Source organism: Mesorhizobium sp. M1A.F.Ca.IN.020.03.2.1 (assembly GCF_004023205.1).
Classification (GTDB): Bacteria; Pseudomonadota; Alphaproteobacteria; order Rhizobiales; family Rhizobiaceae; genus Mesorhizobium.
Window position 1 is genome coordinate 1 of sequence record NZ_RZSV01000127.1, and the last position, 16,018, is coordinate 16,018.

Genomic DNA, 16,018 nt, shown 5'->3' on the forward strand with positions numbered 1-16,018 from the left:
CTTCCGCCAAAGAACGATGATGACGGGGATGTTCGAGGTCCGCCAGTATTTCAGATCGTCCGGCTTGAGCAGGTATTCGAAGCTGTTGTCATTCTCACGGACGTATTGGCCGCTGTCGGTGGATTTGACCTGGACACCGAGAAGCTTGCCGAGCGGCGCGCCGCTCTTTGGATCGCGCAATTCGATGATGCCGTCCGTGCCCGCTTCGAGGCGCCCACGCTGTTCGTAGAGAAAGCCGGTTTCGAGAACGATCTTCTTGATCGCTGTCTCGCCCAACTCGCCCAGGACCTGGCTATCGGTGATTCGCTTCGACATACTGCATCATACGGCCCTTCGGAGGTATTCCGAACAACTATGTTCTCGTTATGTTTCCGCAGGGCAGTTGTCCAGTAGCCTGTTGGACAGGCGCGCCGAACGCCGGAAATGGCGTCTAGCGGGGAGACTAAGCGCGAAGGGCGAGGGGAGGCACCATCTCCCCGAAGCTCCGGCTCTTTTGGCCTGCATTTTCGCGGCGCTCGTTTATGATGCGAACACGCTTATAGCGGGATGGTCGCGGTAGAGAATCTACGATCCAGCGTCCTTACCCCGGTGGTATCGCAGTTGGTATGGACTTGGAGCGCCGGCGGAAAGCCCAATAATTACAACGCGCGCTCAAACCAGTTGACCATTGAGTGGGATACGGAAGCCCAGCGCGCCCAGTGGCATGAGTGGCAGCGGATCAGCGAGGGAGTGCCTGGCACAAGCGCCGCGGTGGAAAGTGCTGTTATTGTCAGCGCGATTTCACAAAGATCGGCCTAACCCGAATGACCATCGAGCATAAGGTGGCCAAGATGAAGGGTGGTGGGGACGATCTCAAAAATCTTGCCGCCGCCTGCTTCCACTGCAACCAACATCGCGGCCAGCAGATGAACGGCGCTCGGCAAAAAGCGCAGTTGGCCGCCGCAACGACAACCCTGAACCGTTCAGGCGTTTGCAGTCTCTTGACTAGTCGAACAGGGTAGATACCTTTCGCAGGGTGCCTTGAGAGAAGCGGCCCTTGGCACCTTTTGGACAAGCCGCGTGATAACCGACAATGGGTGAGCCCTTACGTCGAAGAGAAGCAAGAAGCAGCACCTAGGCCTGCCCGACATAACTCCTTGATCAGCAACGGCCAGCCGCCCGCTCGTGGGCGTTGCGGCCTCTATAGCCATGGAGAAAGTCATGACGGCAGAACGATTGAAAGTGCGCGATGTCGGTGAGGGCTATGAGGTGCTTGACTATGACGGCAAGCCCATCGCCATTTGCGCGACCGTCGTCCATGCAGCGCGTTATGTGCGGGGTTATGGAGCGCGTTTCCAGCTTGACTGGAGCCGCGCCGGCGCAGACCCATCGACCCCAAGCGACTATTGCGCCAGCTTCCTCGGGTCCAAGAGCATTGGCAGGATAAGGGCCGAGATCGGCTTTCGATACGCAGGACATTGGATTTGGTGGATCAACACCGACGACGACCGCTGGCGCAAGCCAGGCGGCCAGCGAGGGCGAGAGGCGGGCAAGGACTTGGCGATGGTCAGGCTAGAGCACGAGTTTACATGCTATCTCGCCAATACGCCCCCCGGGCCGTCGCCCTACGCCCTGGCCAAAGGCGAAGAATGACCCCAGCCGCGCCGGCAACCGGCTACTAAAATGCAACCGTTTCTCGCTGCCTTATCTTCTTCAATCTGTACTAGATCCCTGTCGGCTGATATCTGGTCTGAAGGGGGATCTATGAGACGTCGGACTTTCCTTTCGTGCTTTGCGCTTACAGCAGTCGCAGTGACGACCGCAAGTTTCGCGGATGAACGCTGCCCCGGTAAGACACCCCAGAACTTCAAAAAAGGTGCTTACGACTTTTCCACGAATTCCTCGGTCGACAAGAACGGACATATCATCAGATATTCCGTCTGCGTGGTGAACAACAGTCAAGAAGGCTGGCTTCGGATCAGCTGGTTCATCCCTCTCGTGGCGGACCGGTGGGTGCCCCCCGGTGGCTTCACGGACCAAGTCCGATACTCTTCCGACCGTGCCGACCGGCCTGTCTTGGGGTGCATCAAATATGGCAACCTAGAAGACAAGGTGGTTGCACAATTTCTGGGCGATGCAAAAGACGAGCAAAAGAGCGGAACGTCTAACGAAGCCAGTTGCCGCCAACAAGCGGGCGTCGAAGCGCCGCCGACCGACGCGATCGAACTGCCGCCGGAGGGTGTGACTGAAGCCACTCGATTATACATTCCATCTGACCTAAACGACCCGACCAATTCAATGCTGGCCTTAGATATATCCTACGGAATCAAACCGGGCGGGAACGGGTACACAAGCTACTTCGGATATACCGCCAATCCTGTTGTTCCGGGCTCGAAAGCAAACGTCGAAGAAATTCGCTTGCTGCCCAAGTTTTCGGCAGGAGCCGACACCCTTTATGCGGCGTTTCGTGACCAAGTAACGAAGGATTACCTCTCCCTCGGCAAATCCGGGGGGTTCCAGTTTTCTGTAGCTGGTTCCGAGCAGTGGGACGTTCAGCCGGCATTGTATGAATTCGTGGATAAGGACAACAACGTGTTGAGCAGCTTTTCTGTCCCCCTCTTCACACCGGCGGACAGACATAAATGACGAGACTATTGCCTTATGCCTATGTGTTTCCGTCGGCGCTGGTGGCTGGCTTGGAGCGTTGGCAACAGATTTTTCGTAGGAGTTGGTTTGCGCCTCTCGGTGCAGAAACCGGGCTTTACGATACGGCCCTTTTTCTCGGCGTTCTCTTGAGTTTAGGAATTGTCGCGATATGGGTCCACCGTGGCGTCCGCTTCATCGGTGTCGTTGCCGTTGTTGTAGCTTGTAGCGTGGCACTCTCGTTAATGGGCTGCGGATTGCTTCGTCACTATCTCGGAAGACCGTGGGACCCCGCCACGACATCATGGCTCGAATGGGGCTGGAGCACGTGTGCGTTGATTGCCATGGTGGGCATTTCCGTCACCGCAACGCTGGTGGCAATGCTAATTGGTGCAGGGGTGAGGCATTCAAGGACACCAGCCTGAAGGGCGAGGAGATGACCCTGTCATAGGTGAGGGGAGGGTGGATAGCGCCCCTCCTGCTCGGCAACTTCCAGCCGCTCTTCGCGATCTTCGCTTACATGATCCAGGATGCCGCCGAGAGTACCACGATAGTTGTGACCGGGGAGGCCTCGGCTAACAGCCGGGATCGCCTTTGGCTTCACTAAGCACGTCGACGCCACCACCGCCGTAAGCTGCGGGCCGAATGGTAAAGCCACAACAGACGATATAGGCGTCGTTGGAGGAAAGAACAATCAAAACATTCTAAGTGGCGAATGTCGATTGGGCCTATGCCGCCGACTCAACTCTAACCCCAGAATTCTCGATCCTCAACTGAAGGTCGTCGAGTATCGGCCAGAGGTATTCGCTTGTCTCAACATATTCGTATTGATTGTTGTCATCATCGATATAGCGATACGAGTAGTCGGCGAAGCGTGGCCCAATAATTGCCACCACGCGCGCAAGGGCAGACTGGTGCACATGGGGGAAGCCAATCTGGTCAAACAGTCCGGCCTCGACGCTGGCCTTCAGAAGGGCATCCAGCTTGTGCGCAAATTCTGAATTGGCAAGCTTCTCCACAGTCCAGCCTCTACCCGCCAGAAAAGCTTTCAAGTAGAGCTCGATTGCGAAGCCTAGAACGTTGTGGAAGGCGAAAAAGGTCGCGTTCGTCCTGCCCTCGGATAATCCAGTATGCGGGTCTAGAATGCGAGCCGCCTTCGCGTGTCCCCAGGCGGCGCGTAGGAAACTGGACGCAGACGTGTTTTTCAGTTTTCTAGCCATCGTTCTCGTTTGAGGCGCTAGTCGCTCCAGCGGACTTTACTTCCCTGGATGTGTCGCGTGTCTGCCGCAAACTGTAGTTGCGCGGCAACCGCTCTGGGATCAACTACTGCGGACACTGTGGCGATTAATGCCTCGGTTGGAAGCATGCATTCTGACGGGCTCGGGATCGAAAGGATGTAGCCGGAGGGATATCGAAGGTCGTAGTCCGAATTGATCTCAGTTAGCTGATTTGCGAGTGGTCGCATCAACTGATGAGCCACGCCCAGACCGTTCCGTTCGCATTCGGAATAGATCGCTCCGACATCATGACCTAGCGGTTTCTTAGCCAAAGCTTTCTTCGGCGTCCCCTTGGCGACTAGATATGATTTGAGAACAAGCTCAACGGAATGAGCAAGTAGGAAATAGGTCGGAAAGCGGAGGTCTCGCTCATCGTGCTCTGAAACGACCCGAAAAGCCTGAAAGTAGGCCTTCCCCCGCGTTAACATCTCCCCGGCGAAAATCCCCAGGGGCTCCGGCATCTCCCATAGGCGATCGGATACCTGTCTAAGGCCCAGTGCTGTCACGTTACGTTGCCCAAGCGAAGCTCGATTCTGTAGACATGCTGTAGATCGGGCGTTTTCGGGTGATCTTCAGAAATTTGCAAAGTCTTGGAAAACTTGGCTCCCCGGGCCGGATTCGAACCAGCGACCAACCGGTTAACAGCCGGTTGCTCTACCACTGAGCTACCGGGGAACGGAGGCTCTGACGTGAGTGGCGCAGCCTATAGCAAACACCTTTCGGCTTTGCAAAGCAGCAATTCGCAATTTTTCTGCAGTTTTTCGTGCGGCGATTTGTGGCATCGTCTCGGCGTGCCCACATATGAGCGGCTTGACACCGGCATGGAACAATGCGGCTGGTCGTCCTTTGGTATTTATGACATCGGCCGCGCAGATGGGATCTGGCTTTGAATGACGGCAACTGACGACGATAACCCACCGGCGCGCAAGATCACGGTCTTCGGCCGCGACTTCTCCATGCCGCGCTCGCGGGGATTGCGGATCGCGATCGGCGTGCTGCTCACAATCGGCGGGATTCTGGGCTTTCTGCCGATTCTCGGTTTCTGGATGGTTCCGATCGGCCTGCTGGTCCTGTCCTACGAATTCGCACTGGTGCGACGTCACAGGCGGCGCTTCGTGGTCTGGTGGGAACGCCGCCGCCGGCCGGATTGAGAGCTTTGCAGATGGTCCGGCAGGTGCCGCCGACACCATCGGGATCGGCCGCAAGCAATCGGCAACCACTGCCTTCGATGAGGAATGGGAAGCATCGGGAATGACTTGCCGGTGCTTGACGACCTTTCACCGCCAACATATTGAGTTGCCCCGGAACGCCGGGAGCATGGAAGGCCTCGTGGCGGAGTGGTTACGCAGAGGACTGCAAATCCTTGCACCCCGGTTCGATTCCGGGCGAGGCCTCCAATGCCCGGGCTCCGGCGCTGTCGCGCCGGGGCGCTAGGTTCCGGTCGAATTGGCCCGCGTCATTTGCCTGGAAATCGGAACGGGCGCGGGCAGCGAATTGGGCGCGGGAAGCGGGTTGGTTGGGATATGAACGCTGATTTCTCCGAACGCCGCGTGAAGATGGTCGATGGCCAGATCCGCACCACCGATGTGACCAGCGCGCCGCTGATCGAAGCGATGCTTTCCGTGCCGCGCGAGGCTTTTGTCGGCGCCGGGCAGCGGGACCTAGCCTATATCGACGAGGACATCCGCATCACCGATGGCGTCAGTGGCGGCGGTGCCCGCTATCTGATGGAACCGTCGCCGCTCGCCAAGCTTTTGCAATTGGCCGAAATCAGCGACACCGATTCGGTGCTCGATGTCGGCTGCGGCACCGGCTATTCGGCCGCGCTGCTTTCCCGAATCGCAAAAGCGGTGGTTGCGCTCGAAAGCGACCCGGCGCTTGCCGAAGCCGCGAAGTCGACCCTTTCCGCACTGGATTGCCAGAACACCACCGTAGTGATCGGGCCGTTACCGCAGGGTCATGCCGCCGCGGCGCCCTATGACGTCATCTTCATCGGCGGCAGCGTCGAGGAGGTGCCCGCGGCATTGCTCGGCCAGCTCGCCGAGGACGGACGGCTGGTTGTGGTCGAGGGGCAGGGCAACTCCGGCGTTGCGCGTCTTTTTGTCAAGGCCGGGGGGGTTGTAACCGGCAGACGCGCATTTAATGCGGCAATTAAGCCACTACCGGGGTTCGAACGTGCTCATGCGTTCGAATTTTGAGCGGTTTTGCCTTGCAGCGAAGGCGCTGTCATGATCGCTTGCGCTTGAACAATCGTTGCTGATTTGCTTCACGTGCATTTTCGGGGGCTGTCAGCGGGGGACGATAAACACGCGGCGCTAGCTGATCCGGAAGGAAAAGGTGCGCGGCGTGGTTCCCATGCAAACGAATGAGGGATAATACGTGCCGCCCCTACACAAGACTTTTCTATCAGCCATACTTGTTTCGGCGACCGCGCTTTCGCCGCTGGCAGCATCCGCCGAAACCATCACCGGTGCGCTCGCCAAAGCCTATCAATACAATTCCCAGCTGAATTCCGCCCGCGCGGGCACCCGTGTCACCGACGAGGGCGTGGCCATCGCCAAGTCCGGCTACCGCCCGACGATCAGGGGATCGGCTAGCATCGACTACACGAGCAGCCGCAACAACAACCTTGGTCAAACCTTAAATATTACTACGGGCAATTTCGGGGTTGAGATCGACCAGACGCTGTTCGACGGCTTTCAAACCAAGAACAATGTCGCCGCCGCCGAAGCGCAGGTCAGGGCCTCGCAAGAAAGTCTCCGCAACACCGAAGAGAACATCCTGTTCAACGCGGCAAGCGCCTACATGGATGTGATCCGCGATCGCCAGATCGCGGTCCTGACCGCACAGAACCTGCAATTCCTGACCGAGCAGGCGCGCGCCGCGCGGTCGCGCTTCGAGGTCGGAGAGGGCACCCGCACCGACGTCGCACAGGCCGATGCCTCGCGGGCGACCGCGGTGGCGCAACTCGCCAGCGCTCGCGCGACGGCGCTGGCGAGCGCTGCGACCTACCACCAGATCATCGGCGACGAGCCGGGCAAGCTCAAGGCGGCCGCGCCGGTTGGAAAGCTGCTGCCGGGAAGCCTTGATTCGGCCTTCGCCATCGCCGCCGCGGAGCATCCGGCCATCCTTGCCACCGAGCATCTCGTCGACGCCGCGGCCTTTTCGGTTAAGTCGGCCGAAGGGGCGCTATTGCCGCAACTTTCCGCCAGTGCCGGAATTTCGAGCCAGTATCGCAACACCTCGCCCGGCGTTTTTGCATCGGCGGGTTCCGAAGGAACGACCAATTCGGCCAATATCGGTGCAACGCTTACCGTGCCGATCTATTCGGGCGGGCGCACCTCTGCGCTGGTCCGCCAATCGAAGGAATCGCTCAGCCAGGCCCGCATCGAGGTCGACGTCAGCCGCGACCAGGTGCGCCAGGCCGTGGCTTCGGCGTGGACGCAATACACCGCCGCGCGCGAAAGCGTGGATGCCAACAGGCAGGTGATCGCCGCCGCGCAACTGGCGCTCAACGGCGTCATCGAGGAACGCAATGTCGGCCAGCGCACCACGCTCGACGTGCTCAACGCGCAGAACGCCGTCATCACCGCCAAGATCAACCAGGCGAGCTCCGAGCGCGATGTCGTCGTGGCGAGCTACGCCATCCTGTCGGCGATTGGCCGCCTGTCCGCCGGCCAACTCGGCCTGGCGGTCACGAAATACAACCCGGAAGAGCACTACAACGCCGTCAAGGACAAGTGGATCGGGCTGCGCACGCCGGACGGCCGCTGAATCTTTGGCATTTCCAAAAGCGCCGCGTGTCCAATGGATGCGCGGCGCTTTTGCATTGGAACCAGACGGTCGGCGGCCGGCGGCGTAGCGAGCTAATCTGTTGAAATCCAACGTCTCCCCAGATTGGGGATTCTCGGATGACGATCGGTCGGTTACGCTGTTCGCATTGATTCGAATTCCGGTCTTGCCGGAATGGAAATCTTGAACAAGTCACAAGGGCGGCGGATGTGACGATGGCGACAGCGAGCAGCGCGCAGCGCGAACCTTCCATGGAAGAGATACTTGCTTCCATCCGAAGGATCATCGAGGACAGCGACACCGGCCGCAAGCAACCGGCGGCGGACAACGGTGACGTTCGCCAGGACCTCCGGCCGACGCCGGCGGCGCAGACGGCCGACCTTGATGACTTCCGTTCCGAGCTCAGCGCCGGATCCGCTCCCAGCAAGCCGGTGAGTTTGGCGGAGATACAGGCCCAGCTTGCGGCGTCCGATCCGACGATCGCCGAGACCGGCCCTGAACCGGTGAAGACCGCGCCCGCTCCCACCACCCTGGCGGAAGTCGGGGCCAGGGTAGCCGCCGAGCCGGACACCCCGGCGGTCGCGAGGGCGGCGGAGAGCGTGCCGCAAGGTGCCGATACCATCGTCGCCGAATGGCGGCGCGAGATCGCCGCCGTTGGCGGAAATTCCGTCAAGGCGAAGGTAGCAACTCCGGAAGTGGCGCGCGAAGTCGAGATCGACGACGAGGATCTTGCCGCGCCAACGGCCGAAACCGCGGCGCCTGGCAACGTTCCGGCGCCATCCTCGTCCGACCTGCCGCCAGCCCGGCCGGCAATCCTGTCCGAGCATGCGGGCCGTCAGGTCGCGGCGGCCTTCGGCGAGCTTTCCGATGCCTTCGCCAGCCGCAGCAAGAAGAGCTTCGACGAGATGGCCGAGGAGATGCTGCGACCGATGCTGCAGGACTGGCTCGACAACAACCTGCCGACACTGGTCGAACGGCTGGTGCGCGAGGAAATTGAGCGCGTGGCGCGCGGCGCGCAGTAATTTCGTCTGAGCTTTCAGTGTAAAAGGGGCCGCCGTCGGGCGGTGCTTTTTATTTCCCCGAAAATGCGGCCGCGCGATTTGTCTTGCGATGAGTAATGGGCTTGCCGCTGATCGCCGCAAGCCTATCTGGGCAAGGCGGGCTCATCCTTCTCGCGGTTGACTCGGCCAAGAGCTTCCGATTTACACCGGACGCTTGTTCCCGACAGTTCGGACTTCCTCCATGCTTGATAAAACCTACGACGCCAAGACCGTCGAGCCGAAGATCGCCAAAATCTGGGAAGAGGCCGATGCGTTCCGCGCCGGCGCCGGCGCGGAGGAAGGGGCGGAAGCCTTCACCATCGTCATCCCGCCGCCGAACGTTACGGGCTCGCTGCATATGGGGCACGCGCTCAACAACACGCTGCAGGATATCCTGGTGCGGTTCGAGCGCATGCGTGGCAAGAATGTGCTGTGGCAGCCGGGCATGGATCATGCCGGCATCGCCACGCAGATGGTGGTCGAGCGGCAGCTGATGGAGAGGCAGATCCATCGCCGCGACCTGTCGCGCGAGGAGTTCATCGAAAAGGTCTGGGAGTGGAAAGCCGAATCCGGCGGCGCCATCTTCAATCAACTGAGGCGGCTCGGTGCCTCGGCCGACTGGAGCCGAGAGCGCTTCACCATGGACGAGGGTCTGTCCAAGGCGGTGCTGGAGGTGTTCGTCACCCTCTACAAACAGGGGCTGATCTACAAGGACAAGCGCCTTGTGAACTGGGATCCGAAGCTGTTGACGGCTATTTCCGACCTCGAGGTCGAACAGCATGAGGTCAACGGCAATCTCTGGCATTTCCGCTACCCGGTCGAAGGCCTCGCGTTCGATCCCGAGAATCCGAAGACGTTCATCACCGTCGCCACGACACGCCCGGAAACCATGCTGGGCGACACGGCGGTGGCGGTTCACCCCGACGACGAGCGGTTTCGCGACCTGGTCGGCGGGAACGTCATCCTGCCGATCGTCGGCCGCAGGATACCGGTTGTTGCGGATGAGTATTCGGATCCGGAAAAGGGTTCCGGCGCGGTCAAGATCACCCCGGCGCATGACTTCAACGACTTTGAGGTCGGCAAGCGCCACAAGCTGCCGGCGATCAACATCCTGACCGTCGAAGCCTACATCAAGCTCAAGGATAACGAGGAGTTCCTTGCAGGTCTTGAAGTGACGCCGCAGCGCCAGGCCGTCTGGGATGAGCTCGACGGGCTGGATCGCTTCGTGGCGCGCAAGAAGATCGTCGAGCTGATGGAAGCGGGCGGCTTCCTGGAAAAGGTCGAGCCGCATCGCCACACCGTGCCGCATGGCGATCGCGGCGGCGTGCCGATCGAGCCGTTCCTCACCGACCAGTGGTACGTCAACGCGGCGGAGCTCGCCAAGCCGGCCATTGCCTCTGTGCGCGAGGGCCGCACGAACTTCGTGCCGAAGAACTGGGAGAAGACCTATTACGACTGGATGGAGAACATCCAGCCCTGGTGCATCTCGCGGCAGCTGTGGTGGGGGCACCAGATTCCGGCCTGGTACGGGCCGGACGGACGCGTCTTCGTCGAGAAGACCGAAGAGGAGGCGCTGGCTGCGGCGGTCGAATATTATTTGGCACTGGAAGGACCGTGGAAGGCCTGGGTCGAGGACAAGCTTGAGAATTTCAAGCCGGGCGAGATCCTGACGCGCGACGAGGACGTTCTCGACACCTGGTTCTCCTCGGCGCTGTGGCCGTTCTCGACGCTCGGCTGGCCTGACCAGACGCCGGAGCTGAAGACCTACTACCAGACCGACGTGCTGGTGACCGGCTTCGACATCATCTTCTTCTGGGTGGCCCGGATGATGATGATGGGCCTGCATTTCATGAATGAGGAGCCGTTTCACACGGTCTATGTTCATGCGCTGGTGCGCGACAAGAACGGGCAGAAGATGTCGAAGTCGAAAGGCAACGTCATCGACCCGCTCGACCTGATCGACGAGTATGGCGCCGACGCGCTGCGCTTCACCTTGACCGTGATGGCAGCGCAGGGGCGCGACGTGAAGCTCGACCCGGCGCGTATCGCCGGATACCGCAATTTCGGGACCAAGCTCTGGAACGCCACGCGCTTCGCCGAAATGAACGAGGTCGCCAGGAACGACGATTTCTGGCTGCACGACGCCAAGCTCGCGGTCAACCGTTGGATCCTGACCGAGCTGACGCGGGCGGCGCGGGCGATCACCGAGGGCATCACCACCTACCGCTTCAACGAGGCGGCCGGCGCCGCCTATCGCTTCGTCTGGAACTTGTTCTGCGACTGGTATCTCGAACTGCTCAAGCCGGTGTTCATGGGCACGGACGAGGCGGCCAAGGCGGAGAGCCGGGCCTGTGTCGCCTTCGTGCTGGACGAGATCTACAAGCTGCTGCACCCGATGATGCCGTTCATGACCGAGGAGCTGTGGGCGCAGACCGCGGGCGAGGGGAAGGTACGCACCTCCCTGCTTTGCCACGCCGCCTGGCCCGCGCCCGATTTCGAGGATGACGAGGCTGCCGCCGACATCAACTGGCTGGTCGAGCTCGTCTCCGGCATTCGCTCGGTGCGCTCGGAAATGAACGTGCCGCCGGCGGCGATCGCGCCGCTGGTGGTGATCGGCGCCAATGCCATCACGCAGGAAAGGCTGGATCGCCACGCCCAGGCCATCAAGCGGCTGGCGCGCGTCGGCGACATCGCGCTGGTCGATGCGCCGCCGAAAGGCTCGGCCCAGATCGTTCTGAACGAGGCGACCGTCTGTCTGCCGCTCGGCAGCCTGATCGACCTTCAGGCCGAAGCTACGCGGCTGCAGAAGGAACTGGCCAAGGTGACCGAGGAGATCGCCCGCCTGCACAAGAAGCTTTCCAACGAGAAGTTCGTCGCCAACGCGCCGCAGGAGGTGGTCGAGGCAGAGCGCGAAAAGCTCGCCGAATATCGCGAGGCTCAAGAGAGGCTTTCAGTCGCCCTGACCAGGGTCCGAGACGCCGGGTGACCGGCAAGATTCGGCTTCACTGGAGGGCGCTTTACGAAGCGTCACCACGCTCGGATACGGGCCTGCCGTTGGGTTAATTTTGACGTAAACGGAAAGTTTTGGCCCCATTGTTGCCGTAATGTAACAATGGGGCCTATTCCGTTCCAAATGGCCCGTTTTTGAGCTGTTTCGGACCTTTTTTGCAATTTTTTCTCTCGCTCCGATGCCGAGTGGGCCGCTTTTAGGGCTCAATGGGCGGTCGGTGACCATGGCGAAAATACGAGCTGTCAAGGTGTACATGTACAGCTCACGAATTCGTTGTTGCGCCGTTAACCTGAATTGGTTCTAGCTTGCCCACTTCGTGTTTCGGGGAGGGATTTCCATGAACGTTTTGCGGCTCAAAGCACTGCTGGGGGCAGGGTGCTTTTCGTTGGCTTTGATCGGATCGGCGATGCACCCGGCGCATGCCGGCGGGCTCGAGCGCGGCGGCTACGACATCGACCTGCTGTTCGACCCGGCGCCGTTCGCGACGGAAGCGGAAGCTACCTATGTGATGCCGGATCGCAAGTACAAGAATGCGACTGGTCTGAATGGGACATTCAATTTTCTCAGTTCCACGGCGGATGGCGCCGAGGGTTATTGGGTGCCGCGCATCGGGGGCAAGGTTCAGGTTGTGCCGGGCGTCGACTGTATGATCGACTATTCACAGCCGTGGGGCGCTCACACCGCCCCTGGCGCGTCGTGGAATGGCGCTTTTTCCAACGTTGAAACGGATATCAAGAGCAATAACTACGCCGGTACCTGTTCATACAAGTTCGATGTCGGTAAGGGCCAGCTCCGTTTTATCGGCGGCGCGTTCTACCAGGATATTTCAGGCTTCAAGGAAAGCTTAGTGGGTTTCAATCCATTTGGGCCGTCACCGATTGGCCGCGTCGACCTGGAGGCCAGCGGCTGGGGCTGGCGCGCTGGCGTTGCCTACGAAATCCCTGAGATCGCACTCCGCGCCAGCTTGGTCTATAATTCGCAGGTCAAGCTCGACAACATCTCCGGCACACTGACGTCACCGACATTACCCACGGGCTCTGCGCCGATCTACGGCAGCACCCAGTACATGCCGGACTCCGTGGAGTTGAAATTGCAGTCCGGCATCGCGCCAGGCTGGCTTGCTTTCGGTTCGATCAAATGGGTGAACTGGAGCGTGCTGCAGAGCGTTCCCATTTGTATTGTCGGGACTCCCACCGCCGCATGTTTTACGGGCAATGATGCTTCCGGCTCTCTTCAGGCCACCTCGCTGGACCTGATGTATCGCGACGGTTGGACGGTGTCGGGCGGCATAGGCCATAAGTTCAACGATCAGTGGAGCGCCGCCGGTCAGCTCACCTGGGATCGCGGCACTTCGCACGGCTATGGCGCGCAGACCGATACTTGGACGCTCGGGGGCGGCGTCGCCTACACGCCGCGGCCGAATATCGAGGTTCGGTTGGCTGGTGCATTCGGTGTGCTGACCAGCGGGCATTCCGGCATAGTGACCGGAGACAACGGTTATCAGGCCGGCACCGACGCCAGTTACGACTTCGGCAACGATCTGGTCACGGCGATCTCGGGTGGCATAAAGATCAAGTTCTAAGCCGCTCCCGCATTTCCGCGAAGAAGGCCGGGCACCGCCCGGCCTTTTTCTATTGGGCATTCAACGGCCTGGGCTGGTTGGCCGATCCTGTGTTGCAAATTAGCTGCACAGCCGGCGCTTCAGACGATTGTGACGTTTCAGCAACAGTTTATGAACAACCCCGAAGCTAAAAGGCTAGCCGAGGGAACTGCCCATTTCCCGCCATAAACCCGGAGCAACTCGAATAGGTCTCGGGATGCGTGCCAGGTTGGCTCGGCGATGGGACCGGCCGCGGGGTGTGCGGCAAGGACGACGATGGACGCCAAGGCAATCTCCAAGGCCAAGCTGCCCAGCCGCTACGTGACCGAAGGTCCGGCGCGCGCACCACATCGTTCATACCTTTACGCCATGGGACTGTCGGCGGCCGAGATCGCGCAGCCGCTGGTCGGCGTCGCCAGCTGCTGGAACGAGGCCGCTCCCTGCAACATCTCACTGATGCGCCAAGCACAGGTGGTGAAGAAAGGCGTCGCGGCAGCCAATGGCACGCCGCGCGAGTTCTGCACCATCACCGTCACGGACGGTATCGCCATGGGCCACCAGGGCATGAAGTCGTCCCTGGTGTCGCGCGAGGTGATCGCCGATTCAGTCGAGCTCACCATGCGCGGCCATTGCTATGATGCGCTGGTCGGGCTTGCCGGCTGCGACAAGTCGCTGCCCGGAATGATGATGGCGATGGTGCGGCTCAACGTGCCGTCTATCTTCATCTATGGCGGTTCGATCCTGCCCGGCAGCTACCGCGGAAGGCAGATCACCGTGCAGGATGTGTTCGAGGCGGTCGGGCAGCATTCGGTCGGCACGATCTCCGATGCCGAGCTGCTCGAGATCGAGCAGGCAGCCTGTCCGTCGGCAGGGTCGTGCGGCGCTCAGTTCACCGCCAACACCATGGCGACGGTCGCCGAGGCGATCGGGCTGGCCTTGCCCTATTCCTGCGGCGCGCCGGCGCCCTACGAAATGCGCGACCGGTTCAATTTCGCCTCCGGCGAAAAGGTCATGGAGCTGATCGCGAAAAACATCCGGCCGCGCGACATCGTTACCCGCAAGGCGTTGGAGAATGCTGCGACGGTCGTGTCGGCCACCGGCGGCTCGACCAACGCGGCACTGCATCTGCCGGCGATCGCGCATGAGGCGGGTCTCAAGTTCGACCTCTTCGACGTGGCAGCGATCTTCGAAAAGACGCCTTATATCGCCGACCTCAAGCCCGGCGGCAAATATGTCGCCAAGGACATGTTCGAGGCCGGCGGCATTCCGCTCTTGATGAAAACGCTGCTCGACCACGGCTATCTGCATGGCGACTGCATGACGGTCACTGGCCGCACTTTGGCCGAAAACATGGAGCACGTTGCCTGGAATGAGAGCCAGGATGTTGTGCGTCCCGCCAATCGGCCAATCACCAAGACAGGCGGCGTTGTGGGCTTGAAGGGCAACCTCGCCCCCGAAGGCGCGATCGTGAAGATCGCCGGCATGTCGGAGCTGAAATTCTCAGGCCCGGCGCGCTGCTTCGATTCGGAAGAGGAGTGCTTCGAAGCGGTCACGCAGCGCAATTACCGGGAGGGCGAGGTCCTCGTCATCCGCTACGAGGGGCCGCGCGGCGGTCCGGGCATGCGCGAGATGCTGTCGACGACGGCAGCGCTCTACGGCCAAGGCATGGGCGGCAAAGTGGCGCTGATCACCGACGGGCGTTTTTCCGGTGCTACACGTGGTTTCTGCATCGGCCATGTCGGGCCGGAGGCGGCGGTCGGCGGGCCGATCGGGCTCATCAAGAATGGCGACGTGATCTCTATCGACGCCGTGAGTGGCACGATCGAGGTGGCGCTGTCGGATGCCGAGCTGGCGGCCCGGGCCAAGAAATGGAAGGCGCGCAAGACCGACTATCAGTCCGGTGCGATCTGGAAATATGCGCAGACCGTAGGGTCGGCCCGCGACGGCGCGGTCACCCATCCGGGCGGTGCAAAAGAAACACACTGCTATGCGGACATTTGAGGTGTTGAGGTCATTTGTCTTGCCGGCACTGGTCGCGGTGGCGACCTTGGGCGCCGTCGGGCAGGTCATGGCCTTCGACGACAAGGTGTTCGACGACAAGACCGGGGTCAAGCCGCAGTCGAGCCCGTGGGCGGTGTTCCAGTTCGGCTTCTCCGCCTACAAGAACGGCCACAAGGATCAAGCGGTCGAGGCCTATAAATATGCCGCCGAGAACGGCCAGATCGGCGCCACCTGGAAGCTTGCGCGCATGTATGCCCAGGGCGACGGCGTGGCCCGCGACGACTATGCGGCCTTCAAGTTCTTCTCCGAGATCGTCGACCAGGATGTCGAGCCCGGCTCGCCCGAGGAAAGCTATGTCTCCGACGCGCTTGTCGCGCTCGGCGACTATCTGCGCAAAGGCATCCCCGGCAGCCCGGTTGAGGAGAACGAGGTTGCGGCGCAGGAATACTACATGCGCGCCGCCGCCAACTACCGCAATCCGAACGCGCAGTTCGAGATCGGTCAGATGTTCCTGAAAGGCGAGGGCGGCGTGAAGGCCAGCGTCAAACAGGCCGGGCGCTGGCTGCAACTCGCGGCCGAAAAAGGCCATGCCGGTGCGCAGGCGACGCTGGGCAACCTGTTGTTCCAGAGCGGCAAGATCGTGCGCGGTCTGGCGATGATGACGGCTGCCTTGGAG

General features: G+C 60.8%; 15 protein-coding genes and 2 tRNA genes. 14 read left to right on the top strand and 3 right to left on the bottom strand.

Annotation, left to right across the window (positions count from 1 at the left end):
- Positions 1-315 (bottom strand): DUF4365 domain-containing protein (locus EOA79_RS19590; protein WP_164893890.1); only part of this gene is annotated, 315 nt, incomplete at its 3' end.
- Between the two features lie 392 nt (positions 316-707).
- On the opposite strand from EOA79_RS19590, the gene EOA79_RS19595 reads away from it, so the two are divergent.
- From EOA79_RS19595 to EOA79_RS19610, 4 genes are all read left to right on the top strand, one after another.
- Positions 708-1,001, top strand: coding sequence for an HNH endonuclease signature motif containing protein (locus EOA79_RS19595; RefSeq protein WP_164893891.1), 294 nt, complete (start codon positions 708-710; stop codon positions 999-1,001).
- A 199-nt stretch (positions 1,002-1,200) separates the two neighbouring features.
- Complete coding sequence (locus EOA79_RS19600; RefSeq protein ID WP_128293183.1) at positions 1,201-1,632, top strand: hypothetical protein; 432 nt, start codon at positions 1,201-1,203, stop codon at positions 1,630-1,632.
- Positions 1,633-1,791: 159 nt separating this feature from the next.
- Complete coding sequence (locus tag EOA79_RS19605; protein ID WP_128293185.1) at positions 1,792-2,625, top strand: hypothetical protein; 834 nt, start codon at positions 1,792-1,794, stop codon at positions 2,623-2,625.
- Positions 2,622-3,047, top strand: a complete 426-nt coding sequence (locus EOA79_RS19610; RefSeq protein WP_128293186.1) for a hypothetical protein — start codon at positions 2,622-2,624, stop codon at positions 3,045-3,047. The genes EOA79_RS19605 and EOA79_RS19610 overlap by 4 nt, the downstream gene beginning before the upstream one ends.
- 303 nt (positions 3,048-3,350) lie before the next feature.
- Here the strand turns inward: EOA79_RS19610 and EOA79_RS19615 are convergent, their stop codons facing one another.
- Together EOA79_RS19615 and EOA79_RS19620 are read right to left on the bottom strand one after the other, a co-directional pair.
- Positions 3,351-3,842: a hypothetical protein gene (locus EOA79_RS19615; RefSeq protein WP_128293188.1), complete on the bottom strand. Its 492-nt coding sequence runs from the start codon at positions 3,840-3,842 to the stop codon at positions 3,351-3,353.
- Between the two features lie 657 nt (positions 3,843-4,499).
- Positions 4,500-4,574, bottom strand: a tRNA-Asn gene (locus tag EOA79_RS19620).
- Positions 4,575-4,588: 14 nt separating this feature from the next.
- Between EOA79_RS19620 and EOA79_RS19625 the strand changes: the two genes are divergently transcribed.
- The 10 genes from EOA79_RS19625 to EOA79_RS19670 form a co-directional block, all read left to right on the top strand.
- Positions 4,589-4,789 carry a hypothetical protein gene (locus EOA79_RS19625; RefSeq protein WP_127214986.1) on the top strand — a complete coding sequence of 67 codons (201 nt, stop codon included), beginning with the start codon at positions 4,589-4,591 and terminating at the stop codon, positions 4,787-4,789.
- Positions 4,790-5,050 (top strand): hypothetical protein, encoded by a 261-nt coding sequence (locus EOA79_RS19630; RefSeq protein WP_066999931.1) that lies wholly within the window; start codon positions 4,790-4,792, stop codon positions 5,048-5,050.
- A 172-nt stretch (positions 5,051-5,222) separates the two neighbouring features.
- A tRNA-Cys gene (locus tag EOA79_RS19635) sits at positions 5,223-5,296 on the top strand.
- Between the two features lie 126 nt (positions 5,297-5,422).
- A complete protein-coding gene (locus tag EOA79_RS19640; RefSeq protein ID WP_128293190.1) occupies positions 5,423-6,097 on the top strand; it encodes a protein-L-isoaspartate O-methyltransferase in 675 nt (224 codons plus the stop codon).
- Positions 6,098-6,278: 181 nt separating this feature from the next.
- Positions 6,279-7,673 carry a TolC family outer membrane protein gene (locus tag EOA79_RS19645; protein WP_067329516.1) on the top strand — a complete coding sequence of 465 codons (1,395 nt, stop codon included), beginning with the start codon at positions 6,279-6,281 and terminating at the stop codon, positions 7,671-7,673.
- Positions 7,674-7,906: 233 nt separating this feature from the next.
- Positions 7,907-8,713: a PopZ family protein gene (locus EOA79_RS19650; protein WP_095825619.1), complete on the top strand. Its 807-nt coding sequence runs from the start codon at positions 7,907-7,909 to the stop codon at positions 8,711-8,713.
- Positions 8,714-8,933: 220 nt separating this feature from the next.
- Complete coding sequence (locus EOA79_RS19655) at positions 8,934-11,717, top strand: valine--tRNA ligase (protein WP_095825618.1); 2,784 nt, start codon at positions 8,934-8,936, stop codon at positions 11,715-11,717.
- A gap of 361 nt (positions 11,718-12,078) precedes the next feature.
- Positions 12,079-13,323 carry an OmpP1/FadL family transporter gene (locus EOA79_RS19660; RefSeq protein WP_095825617.1) on the top strand — a complete coding sequence of 415 codons (1,245 nt, stop codon included), beginning with the start codon at positions 12,079-12,081 and terminating at the stop codon, positions 13,321-13,323.
- Between the two features lie 294 nt (positions 13,324-13,617).
- Positions 13,618-15,342, top strand: coding sequence for a dihydroxy-acid dehydratase (gene ilvD, locus EOA79_RS19665; RefSeq protein WP_095801870.1), 1,725 nt, complete (start codon positions 13,618-13,620; stop codon positions 15,340-15,342).
- Positions 15,329-16,018 (top strand): tetratricopeptide repeat protein (locus EOA79_RS19670; RefSeq protein ID WP_164893892.1); only part of this gene is annotated, 690 nt, incomplete at its 3' end. The genes ilvD and EOA79_RS19670, both read left to right, overlap by 14 nt.

Excerpts from the sequence above, each read along its gene's own strand:
- EOA79_RS19600 (WP_128293183.1), top strand. The coding sequence starts at position 1,201 with ATGACGGCAGAACGATTGAAAGTGCGCGATGTCGGTGAGGGCTATGAG.
- EOA79_RS19610 (WP_128293186.1), top strand. The coding sequence starts at position 2,622 with ATGACGAGACTATTGCCTTATGCCTATGTGTTTCCGTCGGCGCTGGTG.
- EOA79_RS19615 (WP_128293188.1), bottom strand. The coding sequence starts at position 3,842 with ATGGCTAGAAAACTGAAAAACACGTCTGCGTCCAGTTTCCTACGCGCC.
- EOA79_RS19630 (WP_066999931.1), top strand. The coding sequence starts at position 4,790 with ATGACGGCAACTGACGACGATAACCCACCGGCGCGCAAGATCACGGTC.
- EOA79_RS19640 (WP_128293190.1), top strand. The coding sequence starts at position 5,423 with ATGAACGCTGATTTCTCCGAACGCCGCGTGAAGATGGTCGATGGCCAG.
- EOA79_RS19650 (WP_095825619.1), top strand. The coding sequence starts at position 7,907 with ATGGCGACAGCGAGCAGCGCGCAGCGCGAACCTTCCATGGAAGAGATA.
- EOA79_RS19655 (WP_095825618.1), top strand. The coding sequence starts at position 8,934 with ATGCTTGATAAAACCTACGACGCCAAGACCGTCGAGCCGAAGATCGCC.
- EOA79_RS19660 (WP_095825617.1), top strand. The coding sequence starts at position 12,079 with ATGAACGTTTTGCGGCTCAAAGCACTGCTGGGGGCAGGGTGCTTTTCG.
- ilvD (WP_095801870.1), top strand. The coding sequence starts at position 13,618 with ATGGACGCCAAGGCAATCTCCAAGGCCAAGCTGCCCAGCCGCTACGTG.